Genomic DNA, 14490 nt, shown 5'->3' with positions numbered 1-14490 from the left:
TCACTCAGGTTTGGTCGTTGTCTGATCCCTTTTGAACACCATAGCGGCCAGGACCGCTGCCAGCAAACCAACAATAACATTTGAGAAAAACACACTACCAAACAGGTAGATCCAGAAGTTATTCTCCCGTTCTGCACCAGAGATAAAATGCAGCGCTACCGTGAACAATGTAATAATAAACACAGCCCATAGCGTAGTCCTGAACCCCATACCAAATAAGGCCCATGCAGAAGTTTTCTCATGGTGCTGGCTATTGTAATGAATAACGGAGAACAATATACCGAGGAACATCAGCAGATTGCCAAAATATCCTGTCCATAAAGCACCCGCCATATCTGTGTAGTAAAAGATCACGGTGAATACAATGGACACTACTGCTATCATGATCCCGTAAACAGGAGCAAGATTAACATGGTGACGATGATTTACTGTTTGCATAACTCTTCAGTTTTAAGGTGAAAAAATTATTGGGCTGTTGCCTCAATTTGCTGGATCACTTTACGCAGATCATTCTTTGTTTTATCAATATCCTTCCACAGGTCACCTACGTCCCTGATCCTGTCTGCCATGTTCCCGATATTGAAATCAGCAATGGCAAGATCGTCGGTCAGCTCATCCCAGTTCAACGGCGCCGAAACAGTAGCTCCCGGTTTTGGACGTACGGAATATGGCGAAGCGATGGTCTGTCCACGGCTGTTCTGCATATAGTCTATATACACTTTTTTATTTCGCTTTGACTTATTGCGGATCACGCTTGTGATAGCCGGCAATTCCTGCTGCACCTGTTTCGCTACATACTCGGCAAACAGGCGACAGGTTTCATAATTATATTTCGCTCCGGTAGGCACATAAATATGCAGACCTGAAGCACCGGAAGTTTTACAAAATGCCGTCAGCCCCAGTTGATCCAGCAGCGCCTTTATTGCCCGCGCTGTTTCTACCACGTATTTAAAGGCGATATTTTCGGGATCAAGGTCCAATACCAGGTAATCCGGATTATCGAGGTTCTTCACCCGCGACAGCCAGGGATTGATCTCTATACATCCCAGGTTGACCATGTATGCCAGTGTGGCGGCATTGTTACATACCAGATAATCCACATCACGGGAAGCAGACGCTGCATGCAGTTGAATTGTTTTCAGCCAGTCGGGCGCTGCTGCTTTATCAACATCCTTCTGATAGAAGCCTGCGTCGTTAATACCATTAGGAAAGCGGTGCAGGCTTAAAGGGCGGTCTTTCAGGAAAGGCAATACGTAGTCAGCCATCTCCATATAGTAATCCAGCAGTGTGCCTTTGGAGATCTTCTCATCCGGCCAGAATATTTTCTGCTGGTTGGTCAATGTCACCTTCTTCCCATTCAGGGTTACTACTCTTTCCTTTTCGTGTGTATGTGCAGTAGTAGTAGTAGTAGTAGTAGTAGTGGTATTAGTAGTAGCTTGTACTGCGGCTTTCTTTGTGGCCATCTTTGTAGATTTTGCGGTTTCCTTATGCACTTCCGTTGCCGGCTTGTCCTTTCTCAATCCCAGGAATATCGGCATACGCAGATGCCTGTCGCTCGTCCAGGCATGGAACTTTACCTGGCATACCAACTCGGGCTTTATCCAGGTAACGGGCGTATTCGTCTTCACTTTTTCTTTGAATGGAGAGGTCTTTTGCCGGAAAGGCTGCATCTTGTCGTAGAGTTCATTGATCAGTGCTCCATTCAGTCCGCCGCCACAGTTACCGACATATTTCAACTCATTATTATCATCATAAACCCCCAGCACCAGCGATCCTATTTTCTTTCTGCTTCCCTGCGGTTCAGTGTATCCGCAGATAATTGCCTCCTGTTCATCCACAATCTTGATCTTCAGCCAGGACATAGACCTGCGGCCTTCTGCATACAGACTTTCTGCCTCTTTGGCGATGATGCCCTCCCAGCCTTTCTGCTGAGCTGTTTTATATAGCTTCTCACTATCATTGAGCACATGTTCAGAGAAGATCACGGTCTTGCTGTCCAGCTGTGTAACAACATCCTTCAACAGCTCTTTCCGCTGAATAAGCGGCATTGCCTGCAGGTCCTGACCATCCAGCTGCAACATGTCAAAAACCACATACACCAGGTTGCCAGAGGCATTATTCTTATAGTTCTGCAAAGACTGAAAGTCGGACGAGCCATCTTTCTTCAGGATCACCACTTCTCCATCCAGTACGGCATCGTGTGGCAGGTCTTCCAGTGCCTCCACTATCTTCGGATAGTCTTTGTTAAAAGACAGATGATTCCTTGAATACAATTCCACCTTCCCTTTCCGCACATCGGCGATTGCCCGGTAACCATCCCACTTGGTTTCAAACAACCAGCCTTCCCTACTGAAGGGCTTATCTACCAGTGTTGCCATCATGGGTGTAAACTGTTCCCGCTTAGTGGGAGCGGCTTTTGCCTTTGCCCGCACTACTTTTTTTTTAGGCGCCTTCATCTTCTCTTTCTCCTTCACGCCTCTGTCCTTGATACGCTGTGGCGTAAAGTTCTCACTGTCGTAAGCCCCCTTTACTGCAAAGTCATCTTTGTGTTTCAGCAGCAGCCAGGCATTATCGTCTGAGTTTTTCATTTTCACCAGGGCAAACTCACCTTTCACTTTCTTGCCTTTCAGGCGTATTTTCAGATTGCCTTCCCGGATCTCTTTGTTTGCTTCTTTATCGAAGTCTTTTCCGTCTTCGTGCAGTAATTCATAGTTTCCTTTATCCCACACATAGACGAACCCTGCGCCATAATTTCCTTCCGGGATGACGCCTTCAAAGTCTTTATAATCGTAAGGGTGATCTTCTACCTGCATGGCCAGTCTTTTATCAGACGGGTTCATGGAAGGACCTTTCGGTACTGCCCAGCTTTTCAGTACGCCATCTACTTCCAGGCGGAAGTCGTAGTGTAAACGGGAAGCATGGTGCCGCTGAATCACAAAGATGTGCTGTTTAGCTGCACCCTTTTTCTTCGCGCCTTTAGGCTCGGAGGTGACGTTAAAATTGCGTTTTTCATCGTATGTTCTCAGGCTCATGATGCACGTTTTTTATTGCTGCCACCGCTGCGGCCGGGACTACCAAGACTTGCCTTCAGCTGGTCGAACAGATCAGTGCTCTTGGTATGTACTATCTTCATCTTCTTCACTGTGCGGCGCTTACCGCTTGCTTTGGCTTTGATGATATTGAGCAGTTCTTCATGATAAGTATCTTTAAACTGGCTGATGTCAAATGCAGTAGTATAACTTTCCACAAGTTGCACGGCCATATCCAGTTCCCGTTTGCTGATCTTGCTATCGGCAGGAAGTGTTAATTCTTCCGGTGAGCGTATTTCCTGTTCAAACCTCAGTTGTTGCAACATGAGGTAATTGTCCCTCGGGCGGATAATGACGAGATGTTCACTCGTTCTGAGTACAAAACGCCCCAGTCCGGCCTTACCCGTTTTCTGCAATGTTTTCAACAACAGTTCATATGCTTTCACGCCAGCCTTATCTGGCTCTATGTAGTAAGGCGTTTCAAAATAGATATCATCTATTTCTGCCTGTTCCACAAAGGATTCGATCGAGATGATCTTACTTTTTTCTGGTGCTGCTTCCTGAAAATCTTCGTCTTCCAGTATGACATACTCATCGTTATACAGGTATCCTTTTACGATCTGTTCCCAGGGCACTTCCTTTCCGGTATCTTCATTCACGCGTTTAAATTTGATATGGGCGTGATCTTTTTTATCCAGCATGTCCAGGTCCAGTCTGCTGTCCTGCACGGCGCTGTACAATTTGATGGGTATATTGACTAACCCAAAACCGATTGTTCCTGACCAAACAGCTCTCATAAAAAAATAATTTAAGGGTGATATTGAATGAAAACCAAACTATATGCCATGGCACGCGATTTGAATTTTTATTCCCTGTATCAAAAAACCTTTGTTTATGGAAAAGCCAGGCGAAATGACCACCCTTAGCCGGGTGATGCAAAAATTGCATGAAAAAGGCCTCGATCATGAATTGAAGATGAGTGATCACGGCAGAATGCAGAATATCGAAAAACAGAAAATATACAATCCGGAAGAACTCAAAATCATTAAAACCTACCGGTTTGAAGGGGAGTCCGATCCGGCCGATATGTCTGTGTTATATCTGATAGAAGACCAGGAAGGTGAAATAGGCTATGTGCTGGATGCATATGGTGCTTATAGTACGCATGAAGAATCCGGGTTTGACGAATTTCTCCAGAAAATACCAGTAGAAGACAGGGAAGATCAGTTGATCTTCGCATAACATAACTTACCTTAAAAAAGCAGGGTTCGGGATGAAGCGCCGGATGATATTAGCTAATTCCTGATCCCTGCTTTCTTTTTAAACCTTTCTTCTCCTGTGAGAGTGATTTCATAAATTTCAGCAGTATTTTTTCATCATTGTACAAGCCTCCGGCATCTTCCTTATTCCTTCCCGCCCTCAGTTCCTCCAGATAAGGTTCCAGGTTACATTGTTCATAGGCGTCCAGTATCCCTGGATGGATATAGTATTTCTTACACACCGCTCTTGTATTACCCAGTTTTCCGGCCACACTGTCGATAATATGTATCAGGTTCTGCTTACATTCTGTTGCTGAGCTGAAAGGAGTAAGATCTGCCAGCAGGTTAAGGGCATTGACAGTTCCTGACCATGTTCTGAAATCTTTGCAGGTATAGTCTTCTCCTGTCCATTGCTTCAGGTATTCGTTGATATCTCCCGAGTCCAGGCTTTTATGGTCTTCTCCTTCGTAATATTGAAACAATTCCTGACCGGGGATGTCCTTCACCTTCTGCAATAATTTGGCTAATTGGGCGTGTTTAAGCGTTATTTTATGCAGGACGCCCTTTTTCCCCTTGAACTTAAAAAAGGCCTTATTTCCGTCTATTTTCACGTGCTGTGCGTGCAGAGTGGTCAATCCATAAGAGCCATATAGCTTTTCATAGGAAGCATTACCTACCCGGATCAGGGTTTCCTGCATAACGCTAAGCGCGATAGCTGTAACTTTCTCTTTATCAAGGCTTTTCTTACGCAGGGCGGCGGCAATATACTTGCGTAATTGCGGTAGTTTCTCCCCAAAATGTAGCAGGCGGTCGTATTTGGTCTCATTGCGCACCTTTGCCCAGGTAGAGTGGTAGCGGTATTGCCTTCTTCCTAAGGCGTCGATGCCGGTAGCCTGCAGATGGCCATTGGCATATGGGCAGATCCATACCTCTTCCCAGGCAGGGGGCAGTACCAGGCCCTGAATCCTTGCCAGGGTGTCTTCATCTGTAATAATATCTCCATGCTGATCGCGGTACTGAAAGCCGTCTTTCACTCTTTCGCGGCTATATCCTGTAGTACCAGACTTCACATATCTTAATTTCACTGCTTTGGCAGTAGCCATTGCTTCGGCAATCAGGTCCATCATCAGTTGTTTTTCTATCCATCACAATTCCGGTGCATCATTCCGGTCATATAGCAGGCATTGCCAGCATGTAAGAAAGGCCTCTGACATTGTCATAATGCAGAGGCCTTCGGGTTCCCATCTGAAATGTTTTTCTTATTCAGCAGCAGCTTCTTCATTTACGGAAGATTCTGCCAGTTGAGTAAGTAATGCATCTGTTTCCTTTTCTTCGCTCAGGGTCTGATCCAACAGCCTTGCTGCATCTTCATGTCCCATTTTGCCTGCCAGAGTACGCAGGCTACCATAGCTGGCGATCTCGTAGTGTTCGATCTTCTGGCTGCAGATGATGATACCTGCATCTCTTACAGCGCTATCTTCTTCTGTATCGTCTATCACTTCCTGACCTTCTGCTATCAGGCCTTCCATAGCAGGACATTTTTTCGCCTTTGCAGTCTGACCAACGAATTCAAATACCTGTTCCAGGCGGCTTACATGTTCTCTTGTCTGCTCCTGGTGAGTAGCGATAGCATCAGCCAGTTCTTCTGAAGTAGCGGCCTTCTGCATTTTACCGAGGGCTTTCACCAGTGCTTTTTCTGCCCAGTAGATGTCTTTTAACAGATCCAGGAACAGTTGATGGAACTTAGAGTTGGGCATATCTTCATTCTGGCTTTTGCTGCTCCTGGAGCGGGAAGAGCTGCTGCTTGTTTTCTGAGCAGGTCGGGAGGAGGACATTGATTTGTTACCTGCAGCGCTTCTAGCTGTTGTTCCGGACTGGCTGCTTGTCCGTGATTTGGATTGGGTTCTTGTTGCCATGTTATTTGGAGTTTAATAGTGATCAATTTATTCTTCCGGAATGACCCTGGAATCATCTTTATCATAACTATCGCCTGTTTCCATGATCGTTGTGTCGGGGAAAAGGCTCGGCGATCTTTCCTGTACATCTTCCCTGTCCTGTTCCGCTATGAGTTCTGCCATTTCTTCTATTGCTGTTTCTTCTTTCTTTTTCTTTGCTTTCGGATTGGGAGGAGTACGTGTGATATCGTGATCAGGCACCTCATTCGGCACAGGAGGCGGAGGTCCTGGCGGAGATGGAGGAGGCGTTATTTCTGGTCCTGAAGGTCTTGGCGGTTCCTCTTTGGGAGGGGGTTGCTTTTCAGGCACTCCTCCCGGAGAAGGATTCCCTGCTGACATATGATAATATTGCATAGTCTGATTTTTTAACGTGATCGATTGCTTTTACGGGTGCTGTAGTAGCCGGATATACTTCAACTAAGTGTCGTTCAATATGAAAAACAAAGTTCATTCCATCACCAGCCAGCATACTTATAAGATACATATCAGACATAGCTATATTATGTTGAAATACTTTCCAGCAAAGCATTTCAGCAACACAATATCTACTATAACGAGTATATGAAGTGATTTAGCAGCCACGGCAGGAATGTTTGTAGAATATGCATTTCACTGTGTGGAAATTGTTGGATAGTTGTAAATTCGAAAACTTACTACAATCAGCGGGAAAAATGCACATACCTGTACAAAAGAAGATCAGACTAGGGTTCTTTATCGCTTTTACTGTTATTATTGTTGCCTCCATATGTTCTTTCCTGGTAACAAAGACGCTGCTGGATAATGCCCGGTGGCTGAATCATACTATTGAGATTTCCAAAAGCCTGGAGGTGATCACCAAACAGCTGAAGGATGCGGAATCGGCTGTCCGGGGATACAGTATTACCGGGGATACCACTTTTCTGCGCCCCAATATGCAGCAACGCAGTATCAAGATAGAAGATGAATATATGATGCTCCGCAGGATCACCGCAGACAACCGGCAACAACAACTGCACCTGGACACCCTGAAAAAACTGCTTGATAAAAAATATCAGCAGCTGAAAGCGGGAGAGGCGAAAGCGACCTCGCGTCAGAAGGATACCTCAGCTGTACAGGAGGGGGAAAAGTCGATGGCCCGGATAGACCGTAAAGTGCAGGATATGTTGAATATAGAGAACGCCAAGCTGCGGCAAAAGTCCAGGTTACAGAGCTTCTTTTCGGCCATCTGGATACCGGTGATCTTTATATCCTCGCTCATGGCGATCCTTATCGGCATCTATTCCTACGTCACACTTACGCGGGAATTCCGGTTGCAGCTGCATATTGAGTCCCGCCTGAAGTCTTATCAGCATGACCTGCAACAGAACATCAAGCTGCTGAATAAATCCAACGAGGAGCTGGAGCAGTTTGCCTATGTGGCCTCTCACGACCTGCAGGAGCCTTTGCGTAAGATCTCCACCTTCAGCGACCGCCTGCAGACGAAATACGGCGAGCACCTGCCCACTGAGGCCACTGACCTGATACTCCGTATGGTGGGCGCCGTAGGAAGAATGCGGATACTGATCAATGACCTGCTCCTTTTCTCAAGGGCCGGCCGTATCACACCTGAGAACATTGTAAAAGTAGATATGACCCAGCTCATACAGGAGGTGATCAGCGACCTGGAAGTGAGCCTACAGGAAAAGCGGGCGGTAGTCAACATCGCTCCCATTCCCATGATAGAAGGGACTCCTACTTCGTTCCACCAGCTATTTCAGAACATTATTGCTAACGCTATTAAATTCGCCCATCCTGAGAGGCAGCTGGTGATCAATATCAGGGCTGAGCAGGAAAATAATGAATGTAAAATATTTGTAGAGGATAATGGTATAGGTTTTGACCCTACATATGCCGAGCGCATCTTTTTATTATTTCAAAGACTACACGGCATGAGCGAATATTCCGGTACTGGTATAGGACTGGCCATTTGTAAAAAAATAGTGGATAGCCACCACGGTCATATTACGGCGTTAGGAACACCTGGCCAGGGAGCCACCTTTATCATTACATTACCTATCACACAAACCCTCTACAATGAAGAAAATTAAAAGTGCCGGAAAAATTAGCATTCTTATTGCAGATGATGATGCTGACGACAGAGAGCTGATCCGTGCAGCTTTTGATGAAAGCTGTACGCGGCATCACATCAATTTTGTCGAAAATGGCGAAGAACTGTTGCATTACCTGAATCGAAACGGCCACTATGCGGATGAAACGCTACACCCATTTCCACAGATCATCCTGCTGGATCTCAACATGCCTAAAAAGGATGGAAGAGAGGCACTGAGGGAACTCAAATCAAACAATGCTTTTAAAAGTATTCCCGTTATTATATTGACTACCTCCATGGAAGAAAAAGATATTCTTAGAAGTTATGAGCTGGGCGTAAACAGCTTTATCATAAAACCAGTTACCTATTCTGGCCTCGTGGAATTTACACGCGTGCTCGGGCAATATTGGTTCGAAATAGCGGAACTGCCAAATGTTTGAGAATGACAGATCAACCAGTACACATATTGATGATAGACGATGACGAGGACGACTTTTTCCTCGTCAATCAGTTGCTACAGGACATTTCTCCGGGACAATACCAACTGGATTGGGCGCCTACTTATTCTAAAGCGGTAGAACAGATAGACAGGAAGGTACATGACATTTACCTGGCCGACTACCGTCTGGGGCCTTATACGGGTATAGACATCCTGCACCATTTCCAGCAGCTGGATTACAAAGCGCCGGTGATCATGCTTACCGGTAAGGGCGACTACTCTATAGATAAGGAAGCGATGCAGGCGGGCGCTTCTGACTACCTGGTAAAAGGTGAGATCAGCGCAGACCTGCTGGAACGCTCTATCCGTTATGCGCTGGACGAAGCGCGACATCTTCGCATCATAGAAGAAAATGAGAAGAAGTATTTCGGCGTGTTCGAAAAGGCGTATGACCTTATTATCCTTGCAGACAGCGACAAGAATGTGATTGATGCCAATCCTTCCGCTATCAGGAGCTTACAATACAGCAAAGAAGAGATGTTAGGGATGAACCTCCGGCAACTCTTCTTCCAGGAGGACCAGTGCAAACATTTCTTTGATCACATTAACGCCCGGGCGGACTCCAGCCTGCGTACAGAGTATAACTTCGTCACCAAACATGGTAAGAAGCTTGACGTAATGGTCAGTGCCGTCATGCTGGATGAGCAGGAGCAGATCTTTTTATGTGTTGTGCAGGATATTACTGAAAGAAAGCGGGAGGAACTAGAAAAGCAACAACAGCAGAAATTCGTTGTGACGGGTCGTATTGCCCGTGTGATCGCACACGAGGTGCGGAATCCCCTCACCAATATCCTGCTGGCTGTCAGTCAGTTCAAGGGAGAGCCGGTAAGTGTGGAAGACAGCCAGGTATATGTCGATATCATTGAGCGGAACTGTACACGTATCAATCAGCTGATCACAGAGCTACTGCACTCTACCCGAATGATAGAACTGAACATCCGTCCTCATGGCATCAATGAACTGACAGACAAAGCCCTTGCGCTTGCGCAGGACCGCCTGCAGCTCAACGAGATCAGTGTCCGGAAAGAATACCTCAAGCAGGACGTAATGATCCCAGCGGATGAAGACAAGGTGATTATTGCGCTGTTGAATATTATTATCAATGCAGTGGAAGCCATGACACCGGGAAAAGGATTGCTTACTTTACAAACCGCCAAACAGCGGGATAAAGCAGTGATCACGATCAGCGATAATGGCCCGGGTATTCCGGAGGAAACCAAGACCCGTTTGTTTGATCCATTCTTTACCAATAAGCCCAAAGGAACGGGTTTAGGGTTGACGAGCACACAGAATATCATTATGAATCATAAGGGTACCGTACATGTGGAGAGTGAGATGGGAGCAGGAAGTGTATTTACTATTGTGCTACCACTGAACGGAGAAAATCAATAATCAGGAAATGAGTGCTGCAGACAGTCAAGCATTCATTTCCTGGTTTTATGTTACATCGCTTCAAACTTTTCATCCGTATTTTCAATTGCTTCTTCTACGGAGTGAGATTCTTTCATCGCCATTCTTTTCTTCGTCTCTTCTGCCAGTTTCATGTAGTAGTTATGCAGCGTATCCAATTCCTCTTCCGTCAGTTCTTCCACTACGATAAGGCGGTTGCTGGCCAATTTATTAGCTGCGATCAATTCATTCAGTTTCAGTTGTACTGATTTTGAGTCTTTATTCTGCGATTTCTGGATAATAAATACCATCAGGAAAGTGATGATTGTTGTACCCGTATTGATCACAAGCTGCCAGGTATCAGAGTATGCGAATATCGGTCCTGTAATGCCCCATACGATAATAGCCGCCAGCGCAATGAAGAAGGCCCATTGCGATCCGGTTGCCTGCGCCACTTTCGAAGAATAACGCTCAAATAATCCTGCTGTCTTCTTTTCAGCATTATCTGTCTGCTGCTTGTTTTGCGGAGCCATAAATACAAAGGTTTTATACTATCTAAAAGTGCAAATAACATACCGGACAGACATAGAAAAGGCCCGTTGGATAACGGGCCTGCATGTTGAGTATAAACAAACATTATATTGATATCGCTAATAGTTTATGTTTAATAATCTGAGTTTATTGTACAGGGTTTTACGGTCGATGTTCAGCAGCTGTGCAGCCTTCGTTTTATTATATTTCACCTCTTTGAGTACATTGATAATCTTGTTGTACTCAGCCTGCAGTGCCACTGTTTTCAGATCATTTTCATTTGTGATGGAGATCAGTTCACCGGACATATTCACCTGGTGATCTTCCTCATATGGTTGCTGTGCAAATGACTCTTTCATTTCCAGTGGTAATGTAGACAGGGTGATGTCGTCATGCTCCGGAGTGAGCAGGCATGCACGGCGTATCACGTTTTTCAGTTCACGGATATTACCTGGCCAGTTGTATCTGCTGAAGCATTCCCATACTTCATTCGTGATCTTACCGCAGTTCTTCTGTAGTTCTCTTTCTACCTGGCGCATGAATGCATCTACAAACAGTGGCAGGTCTTCCACTCTTTCGCGCAATGGCGGAATATAGATAGTGAACTCATTGAACCTGTGGAAGAGGTCTTCACGGAAGCGGCCCTTCGCAACTGACTCAGACAGTTTTTCATTGGATGCTACGATGATGCGTACATCTATCGGTATCTCTTTCAGGCTACCTACTCTGCGGATCACCTTTTCCTGGATCACGCGCAACAAGGCCACCTGTATATCGTAAGAAAGGTTTGCTACTTCGTCGAGGAACAGTGTGCCACCGTGGGCCTGTTCGAAGGCGCCTATCTTGGTATTAATAGCGCCTGTAAATGATCCTTTCTCATGGCCGAACAGTTCACTTGCTGCCAATTCTTTGGAAAGGCTACCGCAATCCAGCGCCACGAAGGGCTGGTTATGTCTTTTACTGTGATGATGGATGAGATGTGCTACTGACTCTTTACCAGTACCTGTTTCACCAAAAATGATGACACTATAGTCGGTAGGCGCCACCAGCTTGATCTGGCGGAATAGTTCTTTAGCACCATTACTCTCGCCATATACGTATTTATGACTTTTATCCAGCATCTCACCATCCGGTTCTCCTTCAGATGATTCCACTGCCGCACCGTTACCGGCGGAGGTGCCATTCACGGTACGTATCGGCATGGATTCTTCGCGTTCGCGCTCTGCGTCCATGTGTGCAAATGCTTTGTGTACCAGGTTCAATATTTCGTCCGGATAAAGCGGTTTGGAAAGGTAATCGTAGGCACCGTTCTTCACCATATCTACAGCAACTCTAACATCCGTATATCCGGTAATGATGATCACGATAGTACGTGGGTTGATCTGAAGAATATCCTGCAGCAACTGCGCACCGTCCGTGTCTTTCAACCTGTAGTCGCATAACACCAGGTCAAAAGTTTTCTCTTTCATCATTTTCAAAGCAGTTGCACCGCTCATGGTAGTATCCACCTTGAAGCCATGTTTACCTAAAAACTTGCTTAATAACGTACAAATATTGATCTCATCATCAATTATCAGAATATTTCTCATAATATTTATATGTGGTGTTTGACAACTGCTAGTTTAAATTTACAAATTAATCACCTATACTATTTCTGCCTTAACATATCACTCATCAATTCATCCAGGTTCGTCACATTAAATGGCTTAGCCATGAAGTAACTGGCCCCGGCGTTTAATGCTTTCTGCTTTTCCATGCCATTGTCGTACGCACTAATTGTTATCACCGGCAGGGCAGGGCATTTCTTTTTGATGGCTGGCAATGCTTCCAAGCCTGAGCCATCAGGCAAATGTATATCCAGGAAAAGCAAATCCGGTTGCTGATGCTGTAAGTATTGCATTCCTTCTGTTAGCGCATGAACATATTTCACTTTATATCCATGTTTCACAAGGCTTAACTGCAATAGTCTACAAATATCAGGTTCATCATCAATGATCAAAATAAACGACCCTTTGTTCCCCTTGGTCAATACTTTATCTGACGGACGGTCTATGTCCGTTTTTATATGCTGTGCCATGCTTTCACTTGTACCATTAAGTTGATTATCAAATGCTTGAAGGTGTATTCGTACAAAAACCGGTTCTATTATAATACTAAATCCGCGCTGATCCGTCCAAAATACTCAGATATCATGCATCCAAATATCAATCCATCGCCAACCCCATGATTTCCATAGGTATTCTCATCCTATTAGCTGCAATAGTGTAGAAATAATTCCACACTATTTGTAGACACTCCCCTAAATGCGATAAGATTTACAGCATTCCTCCGGGTAGAGATGGGTGGTATGGTAATTGAACCTTTTCAATGGAATAGAGATTTTTCATTCATAGCTGTTGTTTTAGTTATTGTCCCGGGTAGCGATTCCCGGGACAATTTTTTTTCATTAACATCTCATTCACACTTTTCTTATTTCAAGCATCTACATTTGATCATCCAATATGTTTAATCCATACATCTGCGGGTGCAGATGTCAAATATTTTAACAGGTTGTTTTCTTGTTTTAAGTAAAGAGCCAGGTTGTTTAGCCTGGCTCCTTTCATTCTTAATAATTACTTAACGTGGTTTATTTTGTTGTCTTTACTATTACAATTAATATTAACATGCTAGCTAGATTAGGCCTTTAATGCCCCTTTATCCACATCCCTCAGAGTAAATGTGACCTATATGAACGTGACTATCGAATATGGTATAGTCGGAATTCCTGAACACCATATAAAAATAACCCATCAGTTACCGCCACAGTATGCGGCTTATCGCTGCGATTTTGCAGATCCTGTCCTTGTGACCAGTCCGCCTGTGGATATTATTTATCATACGACCGTGGCCGATGGCTGCAGCCTCAGTAACAACATATTCATTGTTAAAGAACCCGTGCAGCTACTGCCGAAGGTGAAGGAAGGGGTAAGTATGGTATGCTGCATGATAGAGGGTAGCATCAACCTTACTTATGTAGATATGACAACGATTCCCCTGCTCCAGGGACAATATAATTGTTTTCATATTATCGGCTCTCAGCAACCTACGCTTTTTAGTCCGGGGATATATGAGGTGCAGTATTACGGATTTAGCCGGGAACTGATTGCTGTGTATACCAGTCATTCAACACTTGCCAAGAAATGGCTGTATAAGGTGGATATGGGCATGCCTATACTCCTCACCCCTACCCCGGGGATTATCTGGGATGGATTACATCATCTTAACCACGAACTCAAATTCTCGGTTATAAGTACTGGTCTACGGAAGACATGGTTGCTGGGCAAATTACAAGAGCTGCTAATTCTTATTCTTGAACAACAGGATAGTAATACGGTGTCTTCTTCGCAGGATATTACATTTAATACTATTAAAACCTTCATCCGTAATAATGTGGATAAAGAGCTGACTATTTCTCAGCTTGCTTCGACTTATTTTGTCAGCGCGTCCAAACTGCGACAGAGCTTTATAAAGTACTGCGGGATGTCGTTTAGTGATTATCAGCTGAAGGTAAGGATGGAAAGAGCGAGAGTGCTGTGTTTGGAGAATGAGGTGAGTATAGCGCATATTGCGTATGTGCTGGGGTATAAGAATCCATCGGCGTTGACAAAGGTGTATAAGAATTATTATGGGGAGACGCCGAGTGAGACGAGGAAGAATGGGGTACCGGGTTGAAAAAACCGCCCTCCAGCCCCTATAATAAGAAATACGTACTTTTGCCCTA

14 protein-coding genes are annotated in these 14490 nt (G+C 44.9%); 5 read left to right on the top strand and 9 right to left on the bottom strand.

Features of this window, described 5'->3' with window-relative positions; genetic code table 11:
• The 3 genes from CLV42_RS02615 to ku are packed head-to-tail and all read right to left on the bottom strand — an operon-like array spanning nucleotide 1 to nucleotide 3826.
• The gene (locus tag CLV42_RS02615) at nucleotides 1–438 is read right to left on the bottom strand and encodes a hypothetical protein (RefSeq protein WP_106600332.1); all 438 of its coding nucleotides are present in this window, start codon (nucleotides 436–438) and stop codon (nucleotides 1–3) included.
• A 26-nt stretch (nucleotides 439–464) separates the two neighbouring features.
• Nucleotides 465–3032 carry a DNA ligase D gene (gene ligD / locus CLV42_RS02610; protein WP_245901419.1) on the bottom strand — a complete coding sequence of 856 codons (2568 nt, stop codon included), beginning with the start codon at nucleotides 3030–3032 and terminating at the stop codon, nucleotides 465–467.
• Complete coding sequence (gene ku, locus CLV42_RS02605; protein WP_106600330.1) at nucleotides 3029–3826, bottom strand: non-homologous end joining protein Ku; 798 nt, start codon at nucleotides 3824–3826, stop codon at nucleotides 3029–3031. The genes ligD and ku overlap by 4 nt, the downstream gene beginning before the upstream one ends.
• Nucleotides 3827–3923: 97 nt before the next feature.
• Between ku and CLV42_RS02600 the strand changes: the two genes are divergently transcribed.
• On the top strand, nucleotides 3924–4271 hold the full coding sequence (locus CLV42_RS02600) for a hypothetical protein (RefSeq protein ID WP_106600329.1): 348 nt from the start codon (nucleotides 3924–3926) through the stop codon (nucleotides 4269–4271).
• Nucleotides 4272–4320: 49 nt separating this feature from the next.
• Here the strand turns inward: CLV42_RS02600 and CLV42_RS02595 are convergent, their stop codons facing one another.
• The 3 genes from CLV42_RS02595 to CLV42_RS02585 all read right to left on the bottom strand — a co-directional run bounded on the left by CLV42_RS02595 (nucleotide 4321) and on the right by CLV42_RS02585 (nucleotide 6597).
• Nucleotides 4321–5412, bottom strand: coding sequence for a DNA topoisomerase IB (locus CLV42_RS02595; RefSeq protein WP_106600328.1), 1092 nt, complete (start codon nucleotides 5410–5412; stop codon nucleotides 4321–4323).
• A gap of 135 nt (nucleotides 5413–5547) precedes the next feature.
• A complete protein-coding gene (locus tag CLV42_RS02590; RefSeq protein WP_106600327.1) occupies nucleotides 5548–6204 on the bottom strand; it encodes a YciE/YciF ferroxidase family protein in 657 nt (218 codons plus the stop codon).
• Nucleotides 6205–6231: 27 nt separating this feature from the next.
• Complete coding sequence (locus tag CLV42_RS02585) at nucleotides 6232–6597, bottom strand: hypothetical protein (protein WP_106600326.1); 366 nt, start codon at nucleotides 6595–6597, stop codon at nucleotides 6232–6234.
• Between the two features lie 317 nt (nucleotides 6598–6914).
• Here CLV42_RS02585 and CLV42_RS02580 point away from each other — a divergent pair, with 317 nt between their 5' ends.
• Genes CLV42_RS02580 through CLV42_RS02570 form a run of 3 tightly spaced genes read left to right on the top strand, consistent with a single transcriptional unit; the run spans nucleotide 6915 to nucleotide 10202 of the window.
• Nucleotides 6915–8309 carry a sensor histidine kinase gene (locus CLV42_RS02580; RefSeq protein WP_170117366.1) on the top strand — a complete coding sequence of 465 codons (1395 nt, stop codon included), beginning with the start codon at nucleotides 6915–6917 and terminating at the stop codon, nucleotides 8307–8309.
• Nucleotides 8296–8751 (top strand): response regulator, encoded by a 456-nt coding sequence (locus CLV42_RS02575; protein ID WP_106600324.1) that lies wholly within the window; start codon nucleotides 8296–8298, stop codon nucleotides 8749–8751. Before CLV42_RS02580 ends, CLV42_RS02575 begins: the two co-directional genes overlap by 14 nt.
• Nucleotides 8752–8753: 2 nt before the next feature.
• Complete coding sequence (locus CLV42_RS02570; protein WP_106600323.1) at nucleotides 8754–10202, top strand: hybrid sensor histidine kinase/response regulator; 1449 nt, start codon at nucleotides 8754–8756, stop codon at nucleotides 10200–10202.
• Nucleotides 10203–10252: 50 nt separating this feature from the next.
• Here the strand turns inward: CLV42_RS02570 and CLV42_RS02565 are convergent, their stop codons facing one another.
• The 3 genes from CLV42_RS02565 to CLV42_RS02555 all read right to left on the bottom strand — a co-directional run bounded on the left by CLV42_RS02565 (nucleotide 10253) and on the right by CLV42_RS02555 (nucleotide 12807).
• Complete coding sequence (locus tag CLV42_RS02565) at nucleotides 10253–10732, bottom strand: low affinity iron permease family protein (protein WP_106600322.1); 480 nt, start codon at nucleotides 10730–10732, stop codon at nucleotides 10253–10255.
• A 117-nt stretch (nucleotides 10733–10849) separates the two neighbouring features.
• Nucleotides 10850–12319, bottom strand: coding sequence for a sigma-54-dependent transcriptional regulator (locus tag CLV42_RS02560; RefSeq protein WP_106600321.1), 1470 nt, complete (start codon nucleotides 12317–12319; stop codon nucleotides 10850–10852).
• Nucleotides 12320–12378: 59 nt separating this feature from the next.
• Nucleotides 12379–12807, bottom strand: a complete 429-nt coding sequence (locus tag CLV42_RS02555) for a response regulator transcription factor (RefSeq protein WP_106600320.1) — start codon at nucleotides 12805–12807, stop codon at nucleotides 12379–12381.
• Between the two features lie 650 nt (nucleotides 12808–13457).
• Between CLV42_RS02555 and CLV42_RS02550 the strand changes: the two genes are divergently transcribed.
• The gene (locus CLV42_RS02550; RefSeq protein ID WP_106600319.1) at nucleotides 13458–14441 is read left to right on the top strand and encodes a helix-turn-helix transcriptional regulator; all 984 of its coding nucleotides are present in this window, start codon (nucleotides 13458–13460) and stop codon (nucleotides 14439–14441) included.
• Nucleotides 14442–14490 lie beyond the last annotated feature (49 nt).

The sequence above is a fragment of the Chitinophaga ginsengisoli genome (assembly GCF_003014595.1).
Classification (GTDB): Bacteria; Bacteroidota; Bacteroidia; order Chitinophagales; family Chitinophagaceae; genus Chitinophaga; species Chitinophaga ginsengisoli.
The sequence above is the reverse complement of the archived record's forward strand: the minus strand, read 5'-3'. Positions and strand labels throughout refer to the sequence as shown.